Source organism: Variovorax sp. GW821-FHT10B04, assembly GCF_059415645.1.
This window is the reverse complement of sequence record NZ_JBWKNQ010000014.1, coordinates 93,640-119,438: the sequence shown is the minus strand read 5'-3', so window position 1 is coordinate 119,438 and position 25,799 is coordinate 93,640. Positions and strand designations below refer to the sequence as shown.

The window sequence follows — 25,799 nt, the reverse complement described above, 5'->3', positions numbered from 1 at the left end:
TCAGGGCATCTCACCGCGACCTGAGATCGATCGAGAGCCTCAGATGTCCGGAATCAGGCGCTTGCCCAGCACCGTCACCTTGTCCTCGGCGTAGCCGAGCTCGCGATAGAAAGCGACGACTGCGTTGTTGTCGCTCCGAACCATGAGATTGATCTTCGGACAGCCTCGCTCGATGAGCAGTTGCTCGGCGCGCTCCATCATCGCGCGGCCGAGCGAGCGGCGTTGCATGCCGGGAGCCACGGCAAGGTAGTAGACCCAGCCACGATGGCCATCGAAGCCGATCATGGCCGAGCTCACGACCTCCGCACCGATGCAACCGACCAGGAACAGCTCCGGCTGCTCGCTCAGCTTGCGGGCGATGTCCTTGTGCGGGTCGTTCCAGGGGCGTACCAGACCGCAAGCGCGCCACAGCGCGACGACGGCGTCTGCGTCGTCTTGCTGAAATGCACGGAGCGCGAAAGGCTGGTCGACGCTCACTTGCGCAACAGGGCCTTCAGCGCGTTCTGCAAGCGGCGCGCAGCCGCAGCGTCGTGTGCCGAAGCCAGCACCTTGCCGGCGTCCTGGCCCCAGGTTTCGGCCGGCGTCGGATCACCGCGCTTGGTGAGCAGCTTGAGCTGCAGGGCACGGCGCGCATCGATCTGGTCTGCCGGCGTCGGCACTTCCGCCGCCATCTCCAGGCGCAGCAACGCTTCGCCAGCATCGCCCGAAGGCGCTGCACCGATCGCCTGCGACCAATTGCCGCGCACGGCCGGGCTCACGGCACGGCCGAGCTCCTGCACGCCCGGCAGTTGTGCGGTGTCGCGCTTCTCCCACGCACCGAGCAATTGCGTCAACGCCTCGCCATGGGCTTGCGAGGCCAACTTGCGCAGAGACATTTCGGCGCGCTCCAGCGCTTCGCGCTGTGCACGGAATGCAGCGTCGCCGAGGCGAGGACCGCGATCTTCACGCGGTGGGCGGTCACCGAAGCGGCCGGCGCCCGGGCCTCCGCGGTCGTTGCCGCGTCCATCCGGGCGCGGACCACGGTCATTGGGACGTCCGCCCGGGCCGCTACGGCCATCGCGGCGGTCGCCACCGAAGCGGCCGTCACGGCCTCCTGCGGGTTCGGCCTGGCGGCTGCCTGGACGATCATCGCCGCGGCGAGCAGCCACCACGGGCTTGGGCGGCGCCTTGGGTGCGGCTGGCGCAGCGCCAGCGTCGCGGTCGCCGGCATCGGCGAGCGCGGAGGCATCGGCACTGCCTTCCGGCGCGATCAGATCGCCGGCAGGAGCAGGTGCTGCCGGCACCACGCCTTCGGGCGCGTCCGACGACACGGGCGCGGGCGCTTTCGCCTCGCCAGCGGCTGGTTCGACCTGGGCACTTTCGCCGAATTCGGCGGCGGCCTGGCCTGGTGCAACGACTTCGGTTGCACCGACGGCAGGACCGTCCGCCCCCTCCTTCGCTGCCGAACGCGGGGCCGGCGGGGGCGCTTCGCCGCGGAGTGCGCCTTCGAGGCGCGCGACGGCTGCACGGATCTTCTGCGCGTCGCCGCTGCTGTTGGCGGCGTCCAGCGCCTTGGAGGCATCGAGCACGTAGCGATCGTGCTCGCTCATTTGCGAGGACACCTTCTCGCGCTCGGCGGTCTTGCGGTTGAAAGCTTCGTCGATCGGTGCGCGGAACGCATCCCACATCTTCTGTTCATGGCGGCGATCGAGCGGCACGCTCTGCGCCTCGGCCTGCCAGCGTTGCTGCAGCGCCTTCACCGCGTCGATGCGCAGCATCGGCGCAGCGCCCAGTTCGATGGCCTCGGCGATCATGGCCTGGCGACGGTCGATGCTGGCTTTCTGGGCGGCCTCGAAAGGCGCACGCGCCGCGCCGAAGGCCTCGTTCCATTGCGACTGCAGTTCGGCGAACACCTTCTCGCCGACATGGCCCGCATCGCGCCAGCGATCGGCGAACTGATGCAGCGCGCGGTTGTGCGCCTTCAGGTCGGCACCGGCCGCATGCTCGGCAACCCAGGCCTTGACCTCTTCGATCAGCGCGACGCGGTGCGCGCGATGCTCGGCGGCATCGGCACGCACCTTTTCGAGCCAGGCTTCGACCACCTTGTGGGCTTCGTTGCAGGCTTCGTCGAAGCGCTTCCACAACGCATGGTTGGGTGCACCGCCCTGGTCGGCCTGCTTCCACTGGTCACGCAGCGAACGCAGCGTTTCCTGCATCTTGCGGCCACCGAGTGCCTGACCTTCCGGGCGCTTGAGCAGCCCTTCTGCCTTGGCGACGAGTTCTTCACGGACCTTGTCGGCGCTCCAACGCTGCCAGCCTTCGAGTTCGCCGGCAGCCACCAGCGCAGCGTGCACGCGTGCCTCGAGCGGGGACTCGACCAGCTTGCCGTGTTCCTTGAGCACGGCGCGCAGCGCGGCCGCTGCACCCGAGCTGCCCTTGGCGTGGCCTTCGGCGGTCTGTTGTTCGAGTTTGGTGAGGGCGACGGTGACGGCTTCCTGAGCCGCTGCGCGCTTTTCGGGGTCGACCTTGGGTGCGGCCGGCTTGGCCGGCGCTGCGGGCGCCGATTCGAGCGGCAGCCCGCGTGCGGCACGCAGTTCGTCGGCCCAGACCGGGACCGGCGGCAGCGGCGCTGCGGCATCGGCCGCTGCGGCCAGCGTCTGTGCCAGCGCGCCGTGGAAGGCGTCCGAGACGACGAGCAATTGCGCCTTCGAGGCATCGAGCTGGGGCGCAAAGCGCGCGTCCAGGCTGTTCCAGTTGGCGTCGGCCGCGATATCGGCGGCCTGCTGCTGCCAGTGCGCCACGTCGGCACGCAGGGCTTCTTCGGCCGCCTGGGCATCGCGCCAGCCCTTGGTCGACAGCACTTCGAAGCGCTGAGCAAGAAGTACGGCCGCTTCGCGCTGCACCTGGACGCGGTGCTGCAGGTCGTCGATGCCCTTCACGCGTTCGGCAAGTTTCACCTTGAAGCCGGCCAACGGTTCGCGCGACAGCGGCGCGCCGGCCTTGGCCGCATCACGCTGCCAGGCCATGGCGTCGGCGATGTTCAGCTTGGTCTGGGCCAGCAGCGCTTCGGCCCTCTGGGCCCATTCGGCGGCGATCGCCTCCTGACCCTTGGCACGCTTGATTTCGTCGAGCTTTTCGCGCAGCACGCGCGCGGCACCCTTGTCGCGGCCGCTCAGTTCCTTGAACACCTCCTGCATCTGTTCCTGCGTCGGGTTGCCCGCAAGCCAGTCGCGAATGCGCTGCGCGCGTTCGCCAGATGTAGGGGCGGTGAACGCACCGCCGGTGAGCGTGTCGAGGGACTGGAGGTCGTGAGGCTTGGAAGAAGTAGAGGTCACTGCGCGCAAATCGTTGTCGAAGATGGAAAAGCTGGAGGCCGACGAAAGCCGGCAAACCCCTCTATTTTCACCGACGCGCGCATCGGTGCGTCAACGCGTCGCGAGATTGAGCTCGGCCGCGGGTTTCCAGGCTGCGTCCGGAGCCCCGGTTCGCACCGCGCCCAGGAACAATTGGCTGCCTTGCACCTGCCGCCCGAGCAGGTAATCACGCACCGCGGCGCCACGCTCGACAGCGAGCTGGCGCATCGACTCTTCGGTCGCCGGAATGCTCGCGAGCAGAAGATCTTCCATCTCTTTCTGAGGCAGATCCTTGGCCAGTCCGAGAAGGTTGCGCGGCTTGGTGATGTCTGCGCGCTTGTAGACCGCCGTCAACAGCGCGGGGTACTCGTCATCGGTCACCGGAGCGACATCCGCGGTCGCCGGCAGGCCGCCGCGCACGGCCGCGCGACGCTTTTCCGACTGCGTGAGCTGGCGCAACCGCTGGCGCTTGTACGCCTCGCCTTCCTTCTCGAGGTTGGCGGTACCGACAACCGTCATCTGCAGGCCGGGACGATCGTTCAGTGCCTTGGCGATCTTGTCGAGGCTCGCGTCGACCTTCGCAGGCAGATCCGACGAGCCGGGATCGAATGCGACCGCGCTCGATTCCGTCGTTCCACCGCCAAAACCACCCGTCAACAGACTGAACGGTGCCGTCACCGCCTTCACGATCAGGTTGCCGATCGCCTTGAAGATCAAGGAACCGATGCTGAACTGCGGGTCGTTGAGTGAGCCGCTCAACGGCACATCGACATCGATCACACCGTTGCGATCGGCCAGCAGCGCCACGGCCAGCCGCACCGGCAGGCTGTTGGGCGCGTCCTTGACTTCCTCGCCGAACTGCAACTGGTTCAGAACCAGCTTGTTGGTGGCGGTCAGCCGCCCATCTGCCGCGACCTGGTAGTTGACGTCCATGCTCAGCTTGCCGCGCTCGATGCCGTGGCCGGCATAGCGCACCGAATACGGCGTGAGCGGGGCCAGGTCGAGGTCGCGCATCTTCGCGGTGATGTCGAGCTGCAGCGGCTTCGCGAGCGGATTGATCTTGCCGGTGATATCGAGCGCCGCCGTCTGCTGGGCCTTTCCGCGGAGTTCGAGATCGGCCATGCCGGCCTCGGGACTCGCAGGTCGCGACGAAAACGCGCTCAGCTTGCCAGTGAGTTCGCTCAGGTCCGCGGAATAGTTGGGCTTGACGAACTGGTCCGTGAAGTCGATCCGTCCATTCACGAGGCTCATCGGCCCGAAATTCAAACGCGGCGAGGCATTGTCGGCACGGGTCACCTCGGGCGTCGGCGCGCGCGTCGTGACCGTGGCGCCGCCGCGCTCACGCTGCGTCTCGGCCGGCGTGGCAGCGGGCGCTTCCGCCGCAGCGCTGCGCACCAGGTTCTGCAGATTGAGTCGTCCGCTCGGCTCCACGATCACGCGCGCAAAGAAATCGGTCAACGTCGTCTCGCGAACATCGACCGTGAGCGGCGCGCCCGGCACCATCGCGACCTGCATGCCGCGCAGTCCGAGGGCCTTCCAGCCCAGCAACTGGGTGTTGGCGCGCTCGAGTCCGGGCGATTGCGACTGGGTCAGTTCCGCGCTGTTGGCCCGAAAGTCCTCCAGCGCACTGTCGCCCGACAGGCGGACGTCGACGCCTGCCGGCGTGGACGCCAGCCGGAACGTTCCACGGTAGCTGGCGAAAGCGCGACGGATGTCGATGTTCAACGCATCCGCGTAATAGGCCTTGAAGGCATGCGCAGGTACCGCCGAGACTTCGAGCCGGCCATCCACGGACAGTGGAGCAAGCACCAGGTTGCCCTTGTAGTCGATCCGGCCCGGATCGGCCCGCCCTGCGGCGATACGGCCGGACACCTGCAGCGGCGACACGGCACTGGTGCCTGGCGCGAGCTTCTGCAGGTTGACCCGAAGGTCGCTGACCTCGACGGCGATCGGCGTGGCGATCGCCTTGTCCGAATAGGACACCGCGCCGCCCTCGACCGCCAGGCTGCCGATGGTCAGACCCCACGGCAGCGTGTTGGAACCGGCAGGAGGCACTTCGGCCTCCGCCGGCTTGGGCGCGGCAACCGGTGCAGCCTGTGCGCCATCGGGCGTGCGCAGCCAGCGCTCGAACATCCAGCGCCGCTGGTTGTCGCGCTCGACGCTCACCTTCGGATTCGTTGCGGTGACCGACGCAATGGCCAGCGTGTGCCTCGTCATGTCGGCTTGCGCATCGACCAACTCGAAACGCCCGATGCTCGCCAATGCCGTCTTCGCCTGCGTCAGGGCGAGCCCGTCGACCGCGAGCCGGCGCGCTTTCAGGCGCAGGTCCGGCGCCGCCCAGGCGACGTCGATCTGACCACTCAGCTTCCCGTCCAGCGAGGGCACCAGGCTCTGCGCCAGATACGGCGCGGCCAGCGACAGAGGAAGGCTTGCGACATCGGTCTCGACATCGGCATGCTTGTCCGTCGCCTCGCCCTTGAACTTCAAAGTCGCATCGCCGATGGCAGCCGCACCGCTGAACCGGGCTGGCTTTTCCATCGGCCAGCGGATGCCGCTCGCCTCGACCGCCAGTTGCGTGAGGTCGATCGCCGCAGCCGGCTGCGTGGTCGCGTCGCGCCAGCCGACCTCACCGCCCTGGAGCCGCAGCCTGGCGACATCGACGCGAATCGGCTGCGGCGACGGCTTGACCACCGGCGAGCCTGCAGCGGGAACCGGCGCCTGCGCAACCGGTTTGTCAGTGGCGCCGGTCACCGGATCGGTCGCCAGCAGGTCCAGGCGCCCACTGCCGTCGCGCGCGACCGTCAGACGAGGCGCGTCCAGGGCGATCTCTCCGAACTGGAAGACACCCTCCAGCGGCCGTAGGTCCGCGAGTTCGAGCTTGAGCGACTGGAACGCCAGCAAATCGTGCGCCCGCGCGTCCGCCACCTTGACGCCATGGGCCTGGACCGTTCCGGTGACCTTCAGACCGCCGGTGGCCGCACGCTCGAAATCCACTTGCAGATCGGCGTCCAGCGTGCCCGACTGCAGCTTCACCGGCAGGCCGGCCGGCATGTAGCCCAGATAGGGCGCGAGGTCGAGCCCCTTGAAACTCAGGTGCGCATCCGTCTTGCGGCTTTCGGCGAACGGCAGCGCAAGGGCTTGCGAATCGAAGACGCTGCCGTTGATCGTGAACGCCAGCCTGGGCTGGGTCTGCACATCGCGCTGGGCGCCCAGGTTGCTGAGGGACGGCACCTGCAGCATGAGCTCGCGCACGGTGTGCTGGCGCTTGATGACCTGGTCGTCGAAATCGACCGATCCGCCAGAAATCGCGATGTTGTAGATAGCGAAGCGCGGCATGTCCCCAGAGGGCGTGCCAGCGGGACTTGCCAGCTTCGCGAGGACGTCGTCGATGTCGTACCGGCCGTCGGCCTGCCGCGTGAGCCGCACCGCCGGGGCGTCGACCTGCAGCGCATCGATCACGGGCGCGAACCGCAGGATGGACTGGAGTTCGGCGTCGGCATAGAGGCGCCGGATGGCCACCTGCGGTAAGCCGCCATCGCGGCCGGCGATGTGCAAGTCACTCAACGTGAGCTCGAGCGTCCAGGGCTTGAAATCGACACGGCCGACCGTGACCTGCCGCCCCAGCTTTTCGCTGGCGATCCGCTGCAGCTGACTCTTGATCAGAGGAGGCACCGCCAACCATGTCAGCAGCCACAGCGCAAGCCATGCCAACAGCAGCACCGCTGCACGTCGGACCCATTTGTTATGTCTCAGCGAGGCGGCATTCATCGCATGAGTGTGCCGCAAACAAGAAAGCCCGGAAGCCGGACTTTGCGGTCCGAACTTCCGGGCTCGATGGCGGGCTCAAGACCCATGCCATCTGTTCCGCAGGATCGGAAGTTGAATCGTTCCGACTGCGCTGGCGGCAAGAGATTACCGCCAAGGGGAGCCTTCGCCAGACATCTGGTTGGCACCAATGTCGATCGGCGTCGGCAGATGCTCGAAATGCTCGAGCGGGTTCAGGTTAAAGCGTCGCAACAGGGTTTGCAACGGCCCGGTTCATAGCTTTTTCAATGGCTTTTTCATTGTCGATAACTGAAATATTCGCGCCGGACTGCATGCATCGTTAGACTAAAAAGAACTAACGATCAATTCCTTTATCCTTGACCGTGTATTTAGCCACTCCTAGAATGCCGCTGGCCCGGCGCTGCCCCTGCAGCCCGGCACCCTGAAATCCGCTGCCGAATTAACCGGCTTGATCAGACGACCGCGCCCCCTCCCCTTTTGCGCGGACCTGATTCGTACCCATCCACACGTCGCCAACTCCTTGCCATCGCCCCTCGTGCGGCCTTGGCATCCGAGATGCCGCACAGAAAGGAAAGAGCGATGCACCAGGCTTTGGAAGCCACTGCCCGAGGTCTCAAAACCTTTGGCTCCGATGTAGCTGACGGCTTCTTCGAAATCACCCACAACGGCTTTGCGCTGCTGGGTCTTGCCATCGTGTTCGCCGGCCTCGCGCTGGTGGCACGCCCCGACCTCCGCCAGACCGGCGAAGTCCACTTGATGAGCTGGCTGCAGTCGCGCCTGCCCGTCGCTGCCCCAGAAGCCATCGCGCTCCCGCCGAACGCCATCGAGCGCACGACGGCATCCAGCCCGCTGGAGCTGCCGAAGCAGCAGGCGGCCGTCGCGTACTGGCTCAGCAAGAAGTACAGCGTCGCCGCGGAACCGCTGAGCGTGCTGGTGTCCGAGGCCTACCAACTGGGCAAGAACACCAAGCTCGACCCCACGCTGATCCTCGCGATCATGGCCGTCGAATCCAGCTTCAACCCGTTTGCGCAAAGCCAGGTCGGTGCGCAAGGCCTGATGCAGGTCATGACCCGCGTCCACACCGAGAAATACGAGAGCGCCGGTGGCGCGCTCACGGCCTTCGATCCGGTCACCAACATGCGGGTGGGCGTCAAGGTGCTGCTCGAATGCATATCCCGGGCGGGCTCGCTCGAAGGCGGCCTCCGCTATTACGTCGGTGCCGCCAACATGGACAGCGACGGCGGTTACGCCGCCAAGGTGATGGCAGAACACGAACGTCTGCGCCTGGTGGCCAACGGCCGCTCACTGCCGATCTGGCCCTCGCAGCCCGCACCACCCGCCATGCGCACGCAACCTGCCGTGCCGCCGCTGCCAGTGGCTACCACGCCGGTGCCCGAAAAGACGTCGCCGGACGCACAGAAGGTCGCCCTGCTCGCCGATTCCTGAGCGGCCTCGCGGCGCCGCTCGGCTACACTTGCGGGGTACGCGACTGGCGATAGGCGCAATCTTTCCAAGGGTTTTGCGCTGACGTGGACTACCACTGGGAAGCGTACCGCCCGGCACTGTCCGGGCGATCAGCCGTTCGCCTGGGCAGCCCTTGTTTGATTTGAAGAACAAGGACCACCGTCTTCAAAGGACTGCCATGTACCACCGCGACATCCTGGTCGAACAGACCGATCCCGAACTCTGGGCTGCCATCCAGGCCGAGAACGCCCGCCAGGAACACCACATCGAACTGATCGCCAGCGAGAACTACGCCTCGCCGGCCGTCATGCAGGCCCAGGGCTCGCAGCTCACCAACAAGTACGCCGAAGGCTATCCCGGCAAGCGTTACTACGGTGGTTGCGAACATGTCGACGTGGCCGAGCAACTGGCGATCGACCGCATCAAGCAGATCTTCGGCGCCGATGCCGCCAACGTGCAGCCGCATTGCGGTGCCTCGGCCAACGAAGCCGTGATGCTGGCCTTCCTGAAGCCTGGCGACACCATCATGGGCATGAGCCTCGCCGAGGGCGGCCACCTGACCCACGGCATGCCGCTGAACATGAGCGGCAAGTGGTTCAATGTGGTGAGCTACGGGCTCGACGCCAACGAAGCCATCGACTACGACGCGATGGAGCGCAAGGCGCACGAGCACCTGCCCAAGCTGATCATCGCGGGTGCATCGGCTTATTCGCTGCGCATCGATTTCGAGCGCTTCGCCAAGGTCGCGAAGGACGTCGGCGCGATCTTCATGGTCGACATCGCCCACTACGCCGGCCTCGTGGCCGCGGGCGTCTATCCGAACCCGGTGCCGCACGCCGACATCGTGACCTCGACCACGCACAAGAGCCTGCGCGGCCCGCGCGGCGGCATCATCCTGATGAAGTCGCAGCACGAGAAGGCGATCAACAGCGCGATCTTCCCCGGCCTGCAAGGCGGCCCGCTGATGCACGTCATCGCAGCCAAGGCCGTGGCCTTCAAGGAAGCGATGTCGCCGGAATTCAAGACCTACCAACAACAGGTGGTGAAGAACGCCCAGATCGTCGCCGAGACGCTCACGGCACGCGGCCTGCGTATCGTCAGTGGGCGCACCGAAAGCCACGTGATGCTGGTCGACCTGCGCTCCAAGGGCATCACCGGCAAGGAAGCCGAAGCCGTGCTGGGCAGCGCGCACATGACGATCAACAAGAACGCGATCCCCAACGACCCGGAAAAGCCGATGGTCACGAGCGGCGTGCGCATCGGCACGCCGGCGATGACCACGCGCGGCTTCAAGGACGAGGAAGCGCGCGCCACCGCCAACCTGGTGGCCGACGTGCTCGAGAACCCGCGCGACGCGGCGAACATCGAGGCCGTGCGCGCCAAGGTGCATGCGCTGACCAGCCGTTTCCCGGTCTACCGCTGACCGCTGGGCAGAAAGACCTGACCGCATGAAATGCCCTTTTTGCGGTCATCTCGAAACGCAGGTCGTCGAAACCCGCGTGTCGGAGGACGGCGACTTCGTGCGCCGTCGCCGGCAGTGCGGCGCTTGCGACAAGCGCTTCACCACCTACGAGCGGCCCGACGTCAATTTCCCTGTCGTCGTGAAGAAGGACGGCAGTCGCGCCGACTTCGACTCCAACAAGGTTCGCGCGTCGATGATGCTCGCGCTGCGCAAGCGGCCGGTCAGCATCGAGCAGATCGACAACGCTCTGCTACGCATCGAGCAGGAACTCCTGGCCGGAGCACGTCGTGAGATCGGCTCGAAGAAGCTCGGCGAACTCGTGATGCGCGAGCTCAAAGGGCTGGACAAGGTCGCCTACGTGCGCTTCGCCTCCGTCTATCGAAGCTTCGAGGACGTGGACGAGTTCCGGCAGCTGCTGCAGGACATCTGAGCCGTTCGGCGGCGCGCATCCGCTGTTGAGTGGCAGCGGGCGGCGCGGCCAACGCTGCAACGTGCAGCCGGCATGCGATTGCGGGCACCACAGGCTTCGCATGTCCACGAGGCGTTTCGCCTGTGCGAGTCGTGCAGCATCGCGCGGATGGGACATTGCGCGCTCATTCAGCACGAGTTCGCAATGACCATCACAGGAGCCGGAAGACGATCACCGATTCACGAGGACGACGCATCCTCGTCGGTGCGCGCGCCAACAACGAGTTCGGACGTCGAGAAAAAACCTCATCGCCTCGCAGACGCACAAACCGACATGCTCGTGCAAACCGCGGTGAAGCGCCGCTGCACTTCGAACGCCGATTTTTCCGCCTCGCCACCGACCGAGGACGTACCTGCGGGCGTCAAGAGCAGAGCGCGCGCCATGATCGACGCAGCACCCAACGTCTTCGAAGCTTTGGCTGCAGAAGGCCAAGCTGCGGCGCCATGGACTCTGAGCGTCATCGGACCAGATGGCGCAACGCTCGCAGGGTCAGGCACAGCGACCGTCAAGTTGCACCGAAAGGACGCTGGCGTCTTCAGCGTGGCTCGCATGCCGCGGACCTTTCACGAGCAGCTGGTGACTCGTCAGAAAAACGAGCCGCTCGAGAATTTTGAAGCCCGTACGAAATTTCTCGCGCGCCTGAGAAACTTCGAGGGTTCACTCGAGGCAGTACTGTGCCTCTGCAAGAACTGGCAGCATCAGCCGAACACGAACGAGATCCTGCTGCGTGGCGACGGTGGCGCGCTGCAGGCGCTATGGGACGCCATCGCGCCGACCACCTCAGCCATCGGCGATATGCGCAGCCGACTCGAGTCTTCCGCAGGCATCGAGAAGCAGCGCCCCGGTTTGATGGAAAGCACGCACAAAGAGGCCCCACGCCTTCGCGTGCAGAAGCGCATCCACGATCTGATGGATGCTCGGCAAACGGAGATATCGAACCGGCTGAAAGCGCATGCGCCTTCTGCGAGCGAAGCGCAAACGCAATGCGCCAGGCACCTCGCGCAGCTCGACGAAATCGCAGCATTCATGCACGACGCGACAGCGGCGCAACTGGACAAGATACTCGAGGCCATGGAGGCCGACGCCTGGGACGCGCTGGAAGTCCGAGACCCGATCTCGCGTCCCTCGTTGCCTGAACTGGCGCCAGAGTCTCCAAAAGCATCGCCGGATGGCAGGGTCGAGGCCGAGGCGAAGTCCGCGGATTCCGCGGCGCTTGTGAAAGCCTGGACGGCCATCGATGCCATTCGTCATCTATGGAGTTCGAGCAGGTGCAGCGATCACCTGATCAGCGGCTTTCTCGAGATGAATCCGAGCCAGATCACCACGATCTTCGGCCAGCGCAAATCGCTTCCCCAGCCGCAAGCGAACCACCATCGGCAAAGGTTGGATATGGGTCTGGATGGACTTGTCGCAGCAATCAAGCAAGGCAGGAAAGTCAGCGACTTCCCGGCGTATGCAAAGACGCTGGCGCCTCTTCGAACGATGATCGGAATGAGCTGCGCAGAGCGGGAAAACTTTCGAAAAGATTGCACAAAGGATGACGGGGACTCTGCCCGCTGAGCGGCAGTCGATCTGCGCTGAACGGCGACGCCCTGCGGCAACTGCGACCGCAGAATTTTCAGTTCGCGTCGTCACACCCGCACGACCGCATCTTCCCGGGAGTTTCATTGCAACGCAGGTATCGCGCACGACGCCACGGCGTCGGCTTCACGCTGATCGAGATTCTGGTTTCGCTGCTGTTGCTGTCTTTTGGCCTGCTCGGCATGGTTGCCCTGCAAGCCGGCGCCTTGCAGGGCAACCGCGAGGCGCGCCTGCAGGTTCTGGCGATTCGTCTCGCCACCGAACTGAGCGAGCGGATGCAGGGCAACCGCGCCATTGCGATGCAACCCAGCCCGACCGAAAACCCCTATCTCCTCGACGATTTCAATGGCGCCGCGACGTCGTCGACCGTTGACTGCATCCTTACCGGCTGCGGCAGCCCGCTCGACACCGCCCGCGGAGATATCGCCGAATGGCTGACTCAGTTGGTCGATACCGCCCATGGCGGGTTGCCGGGCCCGCGCGCCACGGTCTGCTTCGATGAGGCGCCTTATGACCTCGACGGCCGCCCGCACTGGGAATGCACGCACAGCGGCGGGACCGTACAGATCAAGCTCGGATGGCGCCGCGGCGCGACCGACCGCTCCAAGACCGGCAGCGACGCGATCGAAGACCCGAATGCGCGTGACAGCCGTCCGCTGGTCAGCATCCCGGCCGCGTTGGGCATTCCGTCATGAGCGTCGCGCCGGCCCGCCGCATGCGCGGCCTGACGCTGGTCGAACTGCTGGTCGCGCTGGCGCTGACCGCGACCATCATGGCGGCGTCGAGCGCCGCACTCCTGCTGGGCCGCCGTGGCTTCTCGACAGTCGATGCGGTGAGCCAGCTCCAGGACAACGCGCGTTTTGCGGCCGACGTCATCCTGCGCACGGCCGCACAGAGCGGCTACCTCGACGTCAATTACGCGGTGGACACGCAAGGCGCGGCATTCAAGCTGGCAACGGCCGTCTCGCCGGTCGCCTACGTCCAGGGCTACGACAACGCACTTCAGCCGACCGGCGCAGTGGGTATCAACGCAAGCCGTTCCACGGGTTGCGCACGCAGCGCCGGAAGCGCATGCGCCAACGGCAGCGACGTGCTCGTCGTGCGGGCCCAGGCCAGCGCGCGCGTTGCGGGCGCAACGGATACCGACAAGGCCCTGATCAACTGCATGGGCAACGCCATCGATGCCGTTCCGACCGCACGCAACGACCTGTTGGTCAGCGTCTTCTACGTCGATGTCGGCAGCGACGACGAGCCATCGCTGATGTGCAGCGTTGGCACCACCGCCGCGATGCGTGCGGGCACGCAACCCGTCGTCCAAGGTGTCGAGAGCTTCCAGGTCTTGTACGGCGTCGATGGCGTCACGCCCCATGCGGCGCCGACCGACTCGACGGACGGCGTACCCGACCGCTACCTGCGCGCCGACCAGATGGTCGTTGCGGGCGACGACGCGGCCACGCTCGCCAATTGGCAGCGGGTGCGCGCGCTGCGCATCGGCATGGTGCTGCGAGGCCCGGTCGGCTCGCTGCAGGACAAGGCCCTGCCGACGGTGCTCTATCCGCTGGGTGTGCCGCTGGCATCGGCCGACGACGTCGGGAGCACTTTTGCCGCCCCGAACGATGGTCGGCTCCGTCAGACCCTGAGCTTCACCATCCACCTGCGCAACCTGCAGCAGCTCTGATGCCCTGTCACACGTTGCGCCCATTTCCCTCGTCTCGCGCGCGGATCACGCAGCAACGCGGCGCGGCGCTCATGACGGTGATGATGGTTCTGATCATCGTGTCGATGCTGGGTCTGGCCGCCGTCGAGATCACGGTCATGAGCGAGCGGGGCTCGCGCAACGACCGCGATCTGCAACTCGCCTTGCAGGCGGCCGAAGCCGCACTGGCCGATGCGGCCTACGACATCGACGGCACGGGCGCCGTGGCAGTCAGTCGCCCCGAAGTCTTCGCCATCGACAGCAGCGCGGATTTCCAGGAGGGCTGCGGCGATGCCGCCAGCGGCCATGGCAAGGGCCTCTGCATGCCTGCGCTGGCGGGACAACCCGTCTGGCTGACGGTCGACTTCACTGCGCCACCGGCCCGCTCACGCGCCGTGTCGCTGGGTGAATTCACCGGACGTTCTTTCGCCTCGGCCGAGGATGGCGGCAGCCAAGGCGTGCTGCCCGCAGCAAGGCCCCGCTACGTCATCGAAGCCGTCCCGGACGGCGAAGTCTTCACGGACCTGCGACGCAAGACCGGCTACGTGTACCGCGTCACGGCCATGGGATTCGGCCCGCGTCAGGACATTCAGGCCGTGCTGCAAATGGTCTACCGAAAAAAGAGGGACTGACGAATGCGCGTCGCCTTGCGTCAACTCGCGGCCGCAGCGCTGCTGGGTGCAGCCTGTGTCTCGTGGTGGGCTTCGGGCCAGAGCAAACCGGTCGCGGTCATCGCGCTCTCGTCGCTGCCGCTGTCGGGCCTTGGCGGCCCGAAACCCGCGCTGGCAGTGGCGCTATCGATCGGAACGTCCACGGCGGGCGCTCAACACCGGCAGCCGGTTTATGCATCGAGCGACGAATACCTGGGTTACTTCGACACGGAAAGCTGCTACGCGTACGTCGATGACGCCGATCCCGCGCTGCGCCGCTTCGAGCGCCAGTCGGCAGCGGCGGCCCGGCGATGCGGTGGGGCGGGCTTCAGCGGCAACTTTATGAACTGGGCGACGGCGTCGACACTCGATGTGCTGCGCATCGGCCTCACCGGCGGCGACCGCGTCGTCGACACACCCGATCTGACCGTCCTGCAGCGTGCCATGCTGCCCCCGAGCTTCTTCAACAGTGCGACGGACTTCCCGGGCAAGTCGATCGACGCGGCCACTGCACGTGATGCGTTGCCCGCCGCGCTGCTCGGCGACCTGAGCGGCAGCGTCTTCGTCGCCAATTGCCTCGACCGGGTGCATTTCGGTACGTCTGCATCCGGCAGTTGCACAGCACCCGGACACGCTGCGGACCTTGGCGTTTCTCTCGCCAGCGAGGGTGCGTTCCGCGTGCGGATCAAGGTCTGCGAGGCCGACGCTTCCGGCGGCCTGCAAGACCCACGCGGCGCCTACTGCGCGCCCTATCCGCATGGCGACTTCAAGCCGATCGGCGGACTGCAGCGCCAATCCGACAGGCTGCGCGTCGCCGTCTTCGGCTATCTGCTGGACGACCGCGACGGGCGCTACGGTGGCGTGCTGCGCACCCCGATGAAGCCGGTGGACGCCACAGGCACTGCAGCGCTCGAGTGGGATCCGTCGAATGGCGTGCTCCAGCCGAACCTCGACGGTGCGCCCGAAGGCCGCAGCGGCGCCATCCAATACATCAACCAGTTGGGCCGCACCGAGGCGGCCGAAGGCATCTACCGGCAGCGACGCCCCCTGAGCGAGCTTTACTACGAAGCATTGCGCTATCTGCAGGGACTGCCGCCCAGCGCGGCGGCAACGGATGCGATGTCCGAGCCGATGAAGGCCGGCTTCCCCGCCCTCACGGTCTGGGCCGATCCGCATGCGAGCGGCACGCCCACGCAGCAGCAGGCGTGCGTGCGCACCGACATCCTCGCGATCGGCGACGCCAACGCTAACAACGACAAGTCGATCCCCGGCAACACGACGCGGCTCGACGTGCAGGAGTTCGCACGCGCCGCCAATCCCGCAGGCAACGAGCCCGACTTCGTCGATTGGACGCAACGGGTCGCGCAACTCGAGTCCACGTCACCGCGCGCGGGCACCGACAGCCGCCATGCACCTGTCGCTTCACTCCTCGACATGGCCACCGCGGCGGCTGGGACACAGGGCGGCGCCTACTACATGGCTGGCATGGCGTACTGGGCTCACACGCAGGACGTCCGCGGCGCATCCTGGGCATCGGCCGCTCAGCGACGGCCCGGCATGCGGATCCGGACCCGCGCGCTGGACCTGAACGAACGCAACGGCAGCGCCGACTTCGAGACGCGGCGCCGCAGCCCTCTCTTTCTCGCAGCGAAGTACGGTGCGTTCGACGATCCGACAGGCCGCGGCAGCCCCTTCGTCGATACGGAAGGCCATCCGGACGACAGCGGCTGGGAAGATCCTGCAGCGCCCGGAGAACCGCGCAGCTACCGCCTGGCGACCGATGCCCGCGCGCTGTTGGCCGGGCTGGACGAACTCCTCTCCGACATCGCCAAGCCGGACGCCGCCACCGCAGCAGTCGCGACCACCGGCAACCGCATCGATCCAGGCCACGCCATCGACAGCTACCAGACCCGCTACGACCCGCGACGCTGGAGCGGCGATCTGCTCGCCTTGCCCTTGAGCCTGAGCGAGGGCAGCCAATTGACCGTCGCCACGACCCGGCAAGCTCGATGGTCCGCCGCCGCCCAGCTCGATGCACCAGGCCTCGACATCGGTCGCCGCAACATCGTGGTGGGTCGCGTCGACGCGGCCGGAGGAACCGCCACGCCCTTTCTCTGGGACCGTATCGAAGATGCGCCGGGCTACAGCCTGAAGGCATTGCTGAATCGACCAGCCGCCAGCGCGATGGCCGATGGCCTGGGCGAAGCGCGGCTGTCATTCTTGCGGGGCGATCGCGCACAGGAAGGCAGGCTCTTTCGCCAGCGCGACAGCCGGCTCGGCGACTTCATCCACTCCGGCGTGGTCGACGTCGGTGCACCGTCGGCCGGCGTCGGCTCGGAAACCTACCGCAGCTTCCTCGCCAGCCACCAGGCGCGCGCACATGCCGTCTTTGCTGGCGCCAACGACGGCATGCTGCACGCCTTCGACGCCGCCAACGGCGCAGAGCTGTTCGCCTACATCCCGAGTTGGATGGGCCCCCAACTCGCCGAACTGAGCGCGCCCGGCTACAACACCGGCACACACCGCAGCTTCGTCGACAGCACGCCCGGCGTGGCGGATGCCGAGCTCGTACGCGCCGACGGTGGCACCGCCTGGGCAACCGTGCTGGTCGGGGGCACCGGCGCAGGCGGCCAGGGCGTGTTTGCGCTCGACGTCAGCGACCCGGCCGCATTCGACGCCTCGAAGGTGCTCTGGGAATTCACCGACCGGGACGACCCCGACATCGGCAACGTCCTGCGCCCGCCACAGATCTTCAAGCTGCGCACCAACGCCGCGGCCAACAGCAAGACGGCAGCCACCTACCGCAGCTACGCCGTGGTCGCGAGCGGCGTGAACAGCGGCGTCGCCGATGACCATGCCGGCACAGGTGCGCCCTTTCTCTTCCTGCTGGACCTGTCCAAGCCGGCAGGCGCTGCATGGAAGCTCAACAGCAACTACTTCAAGATCGCAGTCCCCATGGACGCAGCGATCGCCGTGACGACCGCGCCAGGCGTGCTCGACTTCAGCGCAACGACCGGGGCCGCCGGCGAACTCCGCTACATCTACTTCGGCGATCTGCACGGCCGCCTCTGGAAGCTCGACTTCCTGAAGGTGAGCCAGACGCAATGGGACATGGCGCACTTGTCGGCATTCAAGAACGGCACGACACCGATCCCGCTCTTCATCGCGACCGACGACGCGCGCGGCGTGCAGCCGATCGGCATGGCGCCGCTGCTTGTTGCGGGTCCGCAGCAGAGCGTGATCGTGGCCTTCGGCACCGGGAAATACCTCGAGCCTGCCGACAACGCCGCCACGGCATCGGTGCAGTCGGTCTATGCGCTGTACGACGGCGCAGGGTCCGTGCCGGACACCGCAGGCGGTGCCAGTGCCATCAGCGGCCGGCCCCGGCTCGCCGCGGGTGCACCGGACGGCCCGCACCGCATCGCCGTCCCGGACTTTGCGTGGGGACGCCCGCAACGCGACGACGACAAGTCCCAGCGGGCGGGCTGGTACATCGATCTGCCCGGCCGCGGCGAGCGGCAGACCGGCGCGATGCAGATGTTCGGAAGCAGCCTGGTGTTCGCTTCGCTGATCCCGCCCGATCCAGCCCAGGCGTGCGATGGCGGCGGCGGCAACACATGGATCGTGCAACTGGCAACCGGCGCAGCGGAGTTCGTCGCGTCGACGGTCGGCATTCCGGCCACGCCGGTGCTTCTGCAAGCGGGCGCAGCCGTGCACGGCGCATTCAGCAGCCAGGGTCGCGGAAGCAGCGAGAGCACCGGCCGTGTGCTTGTGCCCGGTCCGGGCGGCATGCAGTCGACCGCCATTGCGCTGTCGAGCAGCCAGCGCTGGGGCGTGCTGAGCTGGCGACGTATCCACAATTACCAGGACCTGAAGAATGCGGGAAGTTGAGATGGCCATGCGCGGCCGCGCGGCAAGCGGATTCACGCTGATTGAACTGATGATCGTCCTGGCTGTACTCGCCATCCTGTCGGCATTCGCGTATCCGTCGTATGTCGAGACGGTCCTCAAGGGTCGCCGCAGCGAAGCCCGTGCGGCGCTGGCCGAACTCATGCAACAGCAGGAGCGGCACATGACGCAAGCCGGCAGCTACCGCAAGACGGCGCTGGGCGACGTCTCGGCGCCCTTCAAGACCTACGCCGGCGATCGGCGTGCCAGCACGAGCTATCTGCTCGGCGCCACCGAATGTGAAAGCGACAGCGGCGGTTCGCTGCCGCTGGACGAATGCGTGCGCGTCTACGCCACGCCGCAGCAGCCCGATACCGACGCCGGCACGCTGTGGGTCGACAGCACCAGCCACCGGGACTGCGACGGAACGCGGCGCAACGAACCCGGCCTTTGTTGGCGATGACGCGCACGCCAAGCCGTGTCCGCGGCATGACGCTGGTCGAACTCATGGTGACGCTCGCGATCATGGGGATCCTGATGGCGGCCGCGGCGCCGTCCTTGAGCGGCTTCCTGCGCAATTCGGAATTGACCGCCGTCGCCAACTCATTCGTGTCGGCGCTCAATGCCGCGCGCTCGGAAGCACTGAAGCGCAACCTGCCCGCACTGGTCGCACCGCTGGACGACGCGCATGTCGACTGGACCCAGGGTTTCGTCGCCTTCGTCGACGTCAACTGGAATGCACGCTACGACGAAGGCACCGACATCGTGGTACTGACGCGCCCCATCAAGGGCGGCTTCCTCTCCATCAGCGGCACCGGAAGCGCCAAGGCCAGCCCGCCCTATGTACGCTACGATGGTTCGGGCTTTGCCAGGAAGGCCGACGGCGGCGCTGGCAACCTCACCTTCAACATTCTCCGAAACGATGTCTCCGACAGCGAAGTCACCTCACAGACGCGGCGCGTCGTCATTGCAACCACCGGCCGCGTACGGCTGTGCACGCCCACATCGGCCACCGATCGCCGCTGCCTGGGCGGTGCCAACGACTGAAGCGGCCGCACCGGCCCGTGCCGGATGATGGATTCGATGGACAACATGGGCCGCGCGCTCGACGCGGCGCGGCAATCGCTTTATCTGACGGACCCGAATCCGCGCGTCGGCTGCGTGCTGACCGACCCGGACGGCCGACCGATCGGCATCGGACATACGCAGCGCGCAGGCGGACCGCACGCCGAAATCGTGGCCTTGCGCGACGCAGAGGCCCGCGGGCACTCGGTTGCGGGCGCCACGGCGTACGTCACGCTCGAACCCTGCTCGCATCATGGCCGCACCGGCCCTTGCTGCGACGCGCTGATTGCCGCGGGCATCGGCCGCGTGGTCGCATCCCTCGCCGACCCCAATCCACTGGTGGCCGGCCAGGGCTTCGAACGCCTGCGCGCCGCAGGCATTGCTGTCGAGGTCGGCCCTGGCGCCAACGACTCCCGCGAGCTCAACATCGGCTTCTTCAGCCGCATGGTGCGCAAGACACCCTGGGTGCGGCTCAAGGTCGCGGCATCGCTGGACGGCAAGACCGGTCTGCACAACGGCGTCAGCCAGTGGATCACCGGGCCGGCCGCTCGCGCCGATGGCCATGCCTGGCGGGCCCGGGCTGGCGCCATCCTGACCGGCGTCGGCACCGTGATCGAGGACGACCCGATGCTCGACGTGCGGCTGGTCGAAACACCACGCCAGCCGCACCTGGTCGTCGTCGACAGCCAGCTGCAGACACCGCCCGACGCACGCATTCTTTCGGGCGACCGCGCCGTGTGGATCTACGCCGCCCATCGCGATGAAGCACGCGCCGTGGCACTGGAAGCGCGTGGCGCAACCATCACCTGCCTGCCGAACGCCGACGGCAAGGTCGACCTCGCCGCCATGCTGGCCGACCTCGCCGCGCGCGGCATCAACGAACTGCACGCCGAAGCCGGCCACAAGCTCAACGGCTCGCTGCTGCGCGAAGGCCTGGTCGACGAACTTCTGGTCTACCTCGCGCCCAAGCTCATCGGCAGCGGCCTCGACATCGCCAGCCAGCCTTTCCCCGGCGGCCCGCTCACGGCGCTGACCGGCGCCCTGCCGCTGGAATTCCGATCGGTCGACCTGATCGGCCCCGACCTGCGCATCGTCGCCCGCGTCGCCGGACACGACGTTTTTTAGCGGCCGCCGCCGGGGCGTTCCAAGGCGGCAGCCTGCCCTCGGTGGACGGCGCCAACCGCGCAAAACACGTGAAAAGCCGGAGGGCCGTCCTCTAGTGCGAAAATGCGACGATGTTCACCGGAATCATCACCGGCGTGGGGCGCATCGCCGCCGTACGCGACCTCGGCAGCTCTTCAACCTACGGCAAGCGACTCAGCATCGCCACGCCCGAGGGCTATCTCGACGACGTGGGGCTGGGCGACAGCATCGCCCTCAACGGTGCCTGCATGACCGTCACCTCGCTCGAGCCGGCACAGCAGCTTTTCACCATCGACATCTCGGCCGAATCGCTCGACAAGACCGCCGGTCTCGCCGAAGCGGAGGGCCGCGTCAACCTCGAGAAGGCCTTGCGCGCCCATGACCGCCTGGGCGGCCACATCGTTTCGGGCCACGTGGACGGCATCGGCCACATCAGCCATTTCGCGCCCGTCGGCGAGAGCTGGGAACTGCGCATCATGGCGCCACCGGCGCTCGCCCGCTTCCTGGCCTACAAGGGCTCCATCACGGTCAACGGCGTGAGCCTCACCGTCAACCGCGTGGCCGACGTGGCCGAGGGTGCCGAGGGTGCCGAGATCAGCATCAACCTGATCCCGCACACGGTCGAGAACACGGCGCTCGGCACGCTGCATGCGGGCGACCGCGTGAACCTCGAAATCGACACGGTCGCGCGCTACGTGGAGCGCATGCTCCAGGCCGGCGCGCTGCCGACTCCAAAGAAAGACAACAACACATGAACGCATCCGTCACGCCCATCGCGTCTCCGCGCAACGGACGGGCACCCGCCCCGATCTCGCCGGTCGAAGAAATCGTCGCCGAGATGGCGGCCGGCCGCATGGTCATCCTCGTCGACGAGGAAGACCGTGAGAACGAAGGCGACATCGTCATCGCCGCCGACCACATCACGCCCGAAGCCATCAACTTCATGGCCCGCCATGCGCGCGGACTGATCTGCCTGACGCTGTCGCGCGAGATGTGCGAGCGCCTCAACCTGCCGCCGATGGTGTCGCGCAACGGCGCCAAGCACTCGACCGCCTTCACGGTGTCGATCGAGGCGGCGGAAGGCGTGACCACCGGCATCTCCGCCGCCGACCGCTCGCGCACCGTGCAGGCCGCGGTGGCGCGCAACGCCATTGCGGCCGACCTGGTCCAGCCGGGCCATATCTTTCCGCTGCAGGCGGTCGATGGTGGCGTGCTGATGCGTGCCGGCCATACCGAGGCCGGCTCCGACCTGGCCGCGATGGCCGGCTGCTCGCCGGCTTCGGTGATCTGCGAGGTGATGAACGAGGACGGCACGATGGCGCGCCTGCCCGACCTGCAGATCTTCGCGGCCGACCACGGCTTGAAGATCGGCACCATCGCCGCGCTGATCGAACACCGCAGCCGCCACGAATCGCTGATCCGCAAGGTCGGCTCGCGCGAGATCCAGACGGCCTTCGGCGGCTTCACCGCGCATGCCTTCGTCGACCAGCCGAGCGGCGGCGTCCACCTGGCGCTGGTGCGTGGCAGCTGGAGTGCCGACGAAGCCGTGCCCGTGCGCGTGCACGAGCCGCTGTCGGTGCTCGACGCGCTCGAGACCAACCGTTCGCTGCATTCCTGGAGCCTGGACGCGAGCCTCGGCTACATCGCGAAACAGGACAAGGGCGTGGCCGTGCTGCTGAATTGCGGCGAGACCGGCGCCGAACTGCTCGCGCAGTTCGAAGGCACCGCGCGTCCGGCGCAGGCGCCCGAGCGCGGCCGCATGGACCTGCGCAGCTACGGCGTGGGCGCGCAGATCCTGCGCGAATGCGGCGTGCACCGCATGAAGGTGCTCGGCGCGCCGCGCCGCATGCCCAGCATGGCCGCCGGCTACGGCATCGAGATCGACAGCTACATCCACAAGGACTGACCGCATGCTGCACGCAAACAAGGGCGCCGAGGCGCCGCTCGACGGCAAGGGCCTGCGCATCGGCATCGTCCAGGCGCGCTTCAACGAAGACATCACCGACGCGCTCGCGACCGCCTGTCTGGCCGAACTCGAAGCGCTCGGCGTCGAGGCCGGTGACATCGAGCATGTCCGCGTGCCCGGCGCGCTCGAAGTGCCGGTCGCGCTGCAGGCCATGGCCGAGCGCGGCGGCTGCCACGCGCTGGTCGCGCTGGGCTGCATCATCCGCGGCGAGACCTACCACTTCGAGCTGGTCGCCAACGAATCCGGCGCCAGCGTGAGTCGCATCGCGCTCGACTACAGCCTTCCCATCGCCAACGCGATCCTCACCACCGAAAACCTCGAACAAGCCGTGGCGCGCCAGACCGACAAGGGCCGCGACGCGGCGCGCGTTGCAGTCGAGATGGCGCGGCTGCTGGCCACTCTTTCATGACCGACGACATCACGACCGACAGCGGCAAGCCGCGCCAGACCCGCACGGGCCTCAAGGCCACCGGCACACGCAAGGCTTCGGCCAAGTCCAACCGCAGCCGCGCGCGCGAGTTCGCGCTGCAGGCGATCTACCAGTATCTGGTGGGCCGCAACGACCCGACCGACATCGACCACTTCACGCGCGACCTCGCAGGCTTCCACAAGGCCGACGCGGCGCACTACGACGCGCTGCTGCACGGCTCGATCAACGAATCGGCCGAACTCGATGCGCTGATCCTGCCGCTGCTGGACCGCAAGATGGAAGAGATCTCGCCGGTCGAACACGCCGTGATGTGGATCGGTGTCTACGAGTTCAAGCACTGCCTCGACGTGCCATGGCGCGTGGTGCTCAACGAGTGCATCGAGCTCGCCAAGGAATTCGGCGGCACCGACGGCCACAAGTACGTGAACGCGGTGCTCAACGGCCTCGCACCAGCCCTGCGCCCGGCCGAGGTCGAAGCCGACCGCGCGAACGGAAAAGCCCGCCCATGAGGGTCTCGCAGCGCGCCGAGAAGATCGAGCCTTTCTATGTGATGGAGGTCGCCAAGGCGGCGTCGGCGCTGGCGCGCGAAGTCGCCGACACCGACCGGCCGATGATCTTCCTGAACATCGGCGAACCCGATTTCACCGCTCCGCCGCTGGTCCAGGAAGCCGCGATGCGCGCGGTCCGCGCCGGCGCCACGCAGTACACCCAGGCAACCGGCCTGGCCGAGCTGCGCGAGCGCATCAGCGCCTGGTACGCGCAGCGCTTCGGTGTCGACGTGCCGGCCCGGCGCATCGTGATCACCGCCGGCGCCTCGGCCGCGCTGCAACTGGCCTGCCTGACGCTGATCGAGACGGGCGATGAAGTGCTGCTGCCCGATCCGAGCTATCCCTGCAATCGCCACTTCGTGACGGCCGCCGGCGGCAATGCCGTGCTGGTGCCGACCACCGCCGATGAACGCTTCCAGCTGAGCGCCGACAAGGTCGAGGCCGCCTGGACCGACAAGACGCGCGGCGTGCTGCTCGCGTCGCCCTCCAATCCGACCGGCACCTCGATCGCGCCGGACGAGCTGCGGCGCATCCACGAGGTGGTCACGCGCCGCGGCGGCATCACGCTGATCGACGAGATCTACCTCGGCCTGTCGTACGACGATGCCTTCGCGCAGACCGCACTGGCCATCGACGATCAGGTCATCAGCATCAACAGCTTCAGCAAGTACTTCAACATGACCGGCTGGCGCCTCGGCTGGCTGGTGGTGCCGGACGCGCTGGTGCCGGTGGTCGAGCGTCTGGCACAAAACCTCTTCATCTGCGCGAGCACGGTGTCGCAGTACGCGGCGCTGGCCTGTTTCGAGACCGAAAGCATCACCGAGTACGAACGCCGCCGCGCCGAGTTCAAGGCACGGCGCGACTGGTTCATCCCCCAGCTCAATGCGCTGGGACTGAACGTGCCGGTGATGCCCGACGGCGCGTTCTACGCCTGGGCCGACTGCAGCGCGATGGCGCAGAAGCTCGGCATCGCCGGCAGCTGGGACTTCGCCTTCGAGGTGATGCGGCGCGCCCACGTGGCGGTGACGCCGGGGCGCGACTTCGGCACCGCCGAGACCGGCCGCTTCGTGCGCTTCTCGACTGCGAGCTCGATGGCGCATCTCGAGGAATCGATCGCGCGGCTGCGCGCCATCGCCGGATGAGCTTCACGCATCCGGTCCGCGTCTACTGGGAGGACACCGATGCCGGCGGCATCGTGTTCTATGCCAACTACCTCAAGTTCATGGAGCGTGCGCGCACCGAATGGCTGCGTTCGCTGGGCATCGAGCAGCGGCTGCTGCGCGAAGCCACGGGCGGCATGTTCGTCGTGAGCGAGACCCAGCTCAAGTACCATCGCCCCGCGCGGCTCGATGACGAGCTGCGGGTGACCGCCGAACTGCGGCAGATGGGCTCGGCGTCGATGGTGATCGGCCAGCAGGTGCTGTTGCAGCCGACGACGAGCGAAGCTGCGCCGGTGCTGCTGTGCGAAGGCACGATCCGCATCGGCTGGGTCGACGCCGCCAAATTGCGCCCCGCACGCATTCCAACGGAAGTTACGGGAACCCTCGAGGGCTATCGCCGCTCCATGTCTCAACCTCTCAAGCCATGAACCAAGACCTCTCGATCATCACTCTCCTGCTCCATGCGAGCTTCGTGGTTCAACTCGTCGTGCTGCTGCTCGTCTGCATCTCGGTGGCGAGCTGGGCGGCGATCATCCGCAAGTACTTCGCGCTCAAGCGCATGCGCCAGCTCAACGAGGACTTCGAACGCGAGTTCTGGTCGGGCACCAGCCTGAACGAGCTGTTCGCGTCGGCCGCGCAGAACGCGAAGTTCGCAGGCCCGATGGAACGCATCTTCGCCTCGGGCATGCGCGAGTACCAGAAGCTGCGCGAGCGCCAGATCTCCGACCCGACCACGTTGCTCGACGGCTCGCGCCGTGCGATGCGCGCGAGCTTCCAGCGCGAACTCGACGTGGCCGAACAGAACCTGTCCTTCCTGGCGACCGTCGGTTCGGTGTCGCCCTACGTCGGCCTGTTCGGCACGGTCTGGGGGATCATGCATGCCTTCACCGGCCTGGCCGCGCTCACGCAGGTGACGCTCGCCACGGTGGCGCCCGGCATCGCCGAAGCGCTGGTCGCGACGGCCATCGGCCTGTTCTCGGCGATCCCCGCGGTGGTCAGCTACAACCGCTTCGCCCGCGAAATCGACAAGATCGCGATCTCGCTGGAGACCTTCACCGAGGAGTTCTCCAACATCCTGCAGCGCAACCTGTCGGTGCACCAGCCATCGCAGACCGGCGGCTCGGCCACCGGCCGCTGAGCGAACGCCCGCAAGCACCCA

21 protein-coding genes and 1 riboswitch are annotated in these 25,799 nt (G+C 67.0%); of the genes, 18 read left to right on the top strand and 3 right to left on the bottom strand.

All coding sequences use genetic code 11. The features are described from left to right. Positions 1-39: 39 nt before the first annotated feature. From AC07PZ_RS27190 to AC07PZ_RS27180, 3 genes are all read right to left on the bottom strand, one after another. The gene (locus AC07PZ_RS27190; protein ID WP_495298281.1) at positions 40-477 is read right to left on the bottom strand and encodes a GNAT family acetyltransferase; all 438 of its coding nucleotides are present in this window, start codon (positions 475-477) and stop codon (positions 40-42) included. Beyond that, positions 474-3,314: a DUF349 domain-containing protein gene (locus tag AC07PZ_RS27185; protein WP_495298280.1), complete on the bottom strand. Its 2,841-nt coding sequence runs from the start codon at positions 3,312-3,314 to the stop codon at positions 474-476. Before AC07PZ_RS27185 ends, AC07PZ_RS27190 begins: the two co-directional genes overlap by 4 nt. 90 nt (positions 3,315-3,404) lie before the next feature. Further along, positions 3,405-7,100: a DUF748 domain-containing protein gene (locus AC07PZ_RS27180; RefSeq protein ID WP_495298279.1), complete on the bottom strand. Its 3,696-nt coding sequence runs from the start codon at positions 7,098-7,100 to the stop codon at positions 3,405-3,407. Between the two features lie 597 nt (positions 7,101-7,697). Between AC07PZ_RS27180 and AC07PZ_RS27175 the strand changes: the two genes are divergently transcribed. The 18 genes from AC07PZ_RS27175 (at position 7,698) to tolQ (ending at position 25,778) form a co-directional block, all read left to right on the top strand. After that, on the top strand, positions 7,698-8,564 hold the full coding sequence (locus AC07PZ_RS27175) for a lytic transglycosylase domain-containing protein (protein WP_495298350.1): 867 nt from the start codon (positions 7,698-7,700) through the stop codon (positions 8,562-8,564). Positions 8,565-8,593: 29 nt separating this feature from the next. Continuing rightward, positions 8,594-8,717, top strand: a riboswitch (ZMP/ZTP riboswitch). A gap of 43 nt (positions 8,718-8,760) precedes the next feature. Further along, complete coding sequence (gene glyA / locus AC07PZ_RS27170) at positions 8,761-10,005, top strand: serine hydroxymethyltransferase (protein ID WP_495298278.1); 1,245 nt, start codon at positions 8,761-8,763, stop codon at positions 10,003-10,005. A 25-nt stretch (positions 10,006-10,030) separates the two neighbouring features. Further along, complete coding sequence (gene nrdR / locus AC07PZ_RS27165) at positions 10,031-10,474, top strand: transcriptional regulator NrdR (protein WP_495298277.1); 444 nt, start codon at positions 10,031-10,033, stop codon at positions 10,472-10,474. Between the two features lie 183 nt (positions 10,475-10,657). Beyond that, positions 10,658-12,073, top strand: coding sequence for a hypothetical protein (locus AC07PZ_RS27160; RefSeq protein ID WP_495298276.1), 1,416 nt, complete (start codon positions 10,658-10,660; stop codon positions 12,071-12,073). Positions 12,074-12,180: 107 nt separating this feature from the next. Beyond that, a complete protein-coding gene (gene pilV / locus AC07PZ_RS27155) occupies positions 12,181-12,789 on the top strand; it encodes a type IV pilus modification protein PilV (RefSeq protein ID WP_495298275.1) in 609 nt (202 codons plus the stop codon). Further along, the gene (locus AC07PZ_RS27150; RefSeq protein WP_495298274.1) at positions 12,786-13,772 is read left to right on the top strand and encodes a PilW family protein; all 987 of its coding nucleotides are present in this window, start codon (positions 12,786-12,788) and stop codon (positions 13,770-13,772) included. Before pilV ends, AC07PZ_RS27150 begins: the two co-directional genes overlap by 4 nt. Further along, positions 13,772-14,422, top strand: a complete 651-nt coding sequence (locus AC07PZ_RS27145; protein WP_495298273.1) for a pilus assembly PilX family protein — start codon at positions 13,772-13,774, stop codon at positions 14,420-14,422. Before AC07PZ_RS27150 ends, AC07PZ_RS27145 begins: the two co-directional genes overlap by 1 nt. Before the next feature lie 3 nt (positions 14,423-14,425). Then, complete coding sequence (locus AC07PZ_RS27140; protein ID WP_495298272.1) at positions 14,426-18,331, top strand: pilus assembly protein; 3,906 nt, start codon at positions 14,426-14,428, stop codon at positions 18,329-18,331. After that, complete coding sequence (locus AC07PZ_RS27135) at positions 18,318-18,791, top strand: type IV pilin protein (RefSeq protein WP_495298271.1); 474 nt, start codon at positions 18,318-18,320, stop codon at positions 18,789-18,791. Before AC07PZ_RS27140 ends, AC07PZ_RS27135 begins: the two co-directional genes overlap by 14 nt. Continuing rightward, a complete protein-coding gene (locus AC07PZ_RS27130) occupies positions 18,788-19,375 on the top strand; it encodes a GspH/FimT family pseudopilin (protein ID WP_495298270.1) in 588 nt (195 codons plus the stop codon). Before AC07PZ_RS27135 ends, AC07PZ_RS27130 begins: the two co-directional genes overlap by 4 nt. A 27-nt stretch (positions 19,376-19,402) precedes the next feature. Next, positions 19,403-20,518 (top strand): bifunctional diaminohydroxyphosphoribosylaminopyrimidine deaminase/5-amino-6-(5-phosphoribosylamino)uracil reductase RibD, encoded by a 1,116-nt coding sequence (ribD, locus tag AC07PZ_RS27125; RefSeq protein ID WP_495298349.1) that lies wholly within the window; start codon positions 19,403-19,405, stop codon positions 20,516-20,518. Positions 20,519-20,628: 110 nt separating this feature from the next. Then, on the top strand, positions 20,629-21,291 hold the full coding sequence (locus tag AC07PZ_RS27120; RefSeq protein WP_495298269.1) for a riboflavin synthase: 663 nt from the start codon (positions 20,629-20,631) through the stop codon (positions 21,289-21,291). Next, a complete protein-coding gene (gene ribBA / locus AC07PZ_RS27115) occupies positions 21,288-22,442 on the top strand; it encodes a bifunctional 3,4-dihydroxy-2-butanone-4-phosphate synthase/GTP cyclohydrolase II (RefSeq protein WP_495298268.1) in 1,155 nt (384 codons plus the stop codon). Before AC07PZ_RS27120 ends, ribBA begins: the two co-directional genes overlap by 4 nt. Positions 22,443-22,446: 4 nt before the next feature. Next, complete coding sequence (ribH, locus tag AC07PZ_RS27110) at positions 22,447-22,911, top strand: 6,7-dimethyl-8-ribityllumazine synthase (protein ID WP_495298267.1); 465 nt, start codon at positions 22,447-22,449, stop codon at positions 22,909-22,911. Further along, entirely contained in the window at positions 22,908-23,441 is a 534-nt protein-coding gene (gene nusB, locus AC07PZ_RS27105) for a transcription antitermination factor NusB (protein ID WP_495298266.1), read from the top strand. The genes ribH and nusB overlap by 4 nt, the downstream gene beginning before the upstream one ends. Continuing rightward, a complete protein-coding gene (locus AC07PZ_RS27100) occupies positions 23,438-24,622 on the top strand; it encodes a pyridoxal phosphate-dependent aminotransferase (RefSeq protein WP_495298265.1) in 1,185 nt (394 codons plus the stop codon). Before nusB ends, AC07PZ_RS27100 begins: the two co-directional genes overlap by 4 nt. Next, positions 24,619-25,068, top strand: a complete 450-nt coding sequence (ybgC, locus tag AC07PZ_RS27095) for a tol-pal system-associated acyl-CoA thioesterase (protein WP_495298264.1) — start codon at positions 24,619-24,621, stop codon at positions 25,066-25,068. Before AC07PZ_RS27100 ends, ybgC begins: the two co-directional genes overlap by 4 nt. Beyond that, positions 25,065-25,778: a protein TolQ gene (gene tolQ / locus AC07PZ_RS27090; RefSeq protein ID WP_495298263.1), complete on the top strand. Its 714-nt coding sequence runs from the start codon at positions 25,065-25,067 to the stop codon at positions 25,776-25,778. The genes ybgC and tolQ overlap by 4 nt, the downstream gene beginning before the upstream one ends. Positions 25,779-25,799 lie beyond the last annotated feature (21 nt).

Excerpts from the sequence above, each read along its gene's own strand:
- ribBA (WP_495298268.1), top strand. The coding sequence starts at position 21,288 with ATGAACGCATCCGTCACGCCCATCGCGTCTCCGCGCAACGGACGGGCA.
- AC07PZ_RS27180 (WP_495298279.1), bottom strand. The coding sequence starts at position 7,100 with ATGAATGCCGCCTCGCTGAGACATAACAAATGGGTCCGACGTGCAGCG.
- AC07PZ_RS27140 (WP_495298272.1), top strand. The coding sequence starts at position 14,426 with ATGCGCGTCGCCTTGCGTCAACTCGCGGCCGCAGCGCTGCTGGGTGCA.
- nusB (WP_495298266.1), top strand. The coding sequence starts at position 22,908 with ATGACCGACGACATCACGACCGACAGCGGCAAGCCGCGCCAGACCCGC.
- AC07PZ_RS27100 (WP_495298265.1), top strand. The coding sequence starts at position 23,438 with ATGAGGGTCTCGCAGCGCGCCGAGAAGATCGAGCCTTTCTATGTGATG.
- ribH (WP_495298267.1), top strand. The coding sequence starts at position 22,447 with ATGCTGCACGCAAACAAGGGCGCCGAGGCGCCGCTCGACGGCAAGGGC.
- ribD (WP_495298349.1), top strand. The coding sequence starts at position 19,403 with ATGGATTCGATGGACAACATGGGCCGCGCGCTCGACGCGGCGCGGCAA.
- AC07PZ_RS27160 (WP_495298276.1), top strand. The coding sequence starts at position 10,658 with ATGACCATCACAGGAGCCGGAAGACGATCACCGATTCACGAGGACGAC.
- AC07PZ_RS27130 (WP_495298270.1), top strand. The coding sequence starts at position 18,788 with ATGACGCGCACGCCAAGCCGTGTCCGCGGCATGACGCTGGTCGAACTC.
- AC07PZ_RS27175 (WP_495298350.1), top strand. The coding sequence starts at position 7,698 with ATGCACCAGGCTTTGGAAGCCACTGCCCGAGGTCTCAAAACCTTTGGC.
- AC07PZ_RS27120 (WP_495298269.1), top strand. The coding sequence starts at position 20,629 with ATGTTCACCGGAATCATCACCGGCGTGGGGCGCATCGCCGCCGTACGC.
- nrdR (WP_495298277.1), top strand. The coding sequence starts at position 10,031 with ATGAAATGCCCTTTTTGCGGTCATCTCGAAACGCAGGTCGTCGAAACC.
- AC07PZ_RS27145 (WP_495298273.1), top strand. The coding sequence starts at position 13,772 with ATGCCCTGTCACACGTTGCGCCCATTTCCCTCGTCTCGCGCGCGGATC.
- AC07PZ_RS27150 (WP_495298274.1), top strand. The coding sequence starts at position 12,786 with ATGAGCGTCGCGCCGGCCCGCCGCATGCGCGGCCTGACGCTGGTCGAA.
- tolQ (WP_495298263.1), top strand. The coding sequence starts at position 25,065 with ATGAACCAAGACCTCTCGATCATCACTCTCCTGCTCCATGCGAGCTTC.
- ybgC (WP_495298264.1), top strand. The coding sequence starts at position 24,619 with ATGAGCTTCACGCATCCGGTCCGCGTCTACTGGGAGGACACCGATGCC.
- glyA (WP_495298278.1), top strand. The coding sequence starts at position 8,761 with ATGTACCACCGCGACATCCTGGTCGAACAGACCGATCCCGAACTCTGG.
- AC07PZ_RS27135 (WP_495298271.1), top strand. The coding sequence starts at position 18,318 with ATGCGGGAAGTTGAGATGGCCATGCGCGGCCGCGCGGCAAGCGGATTC.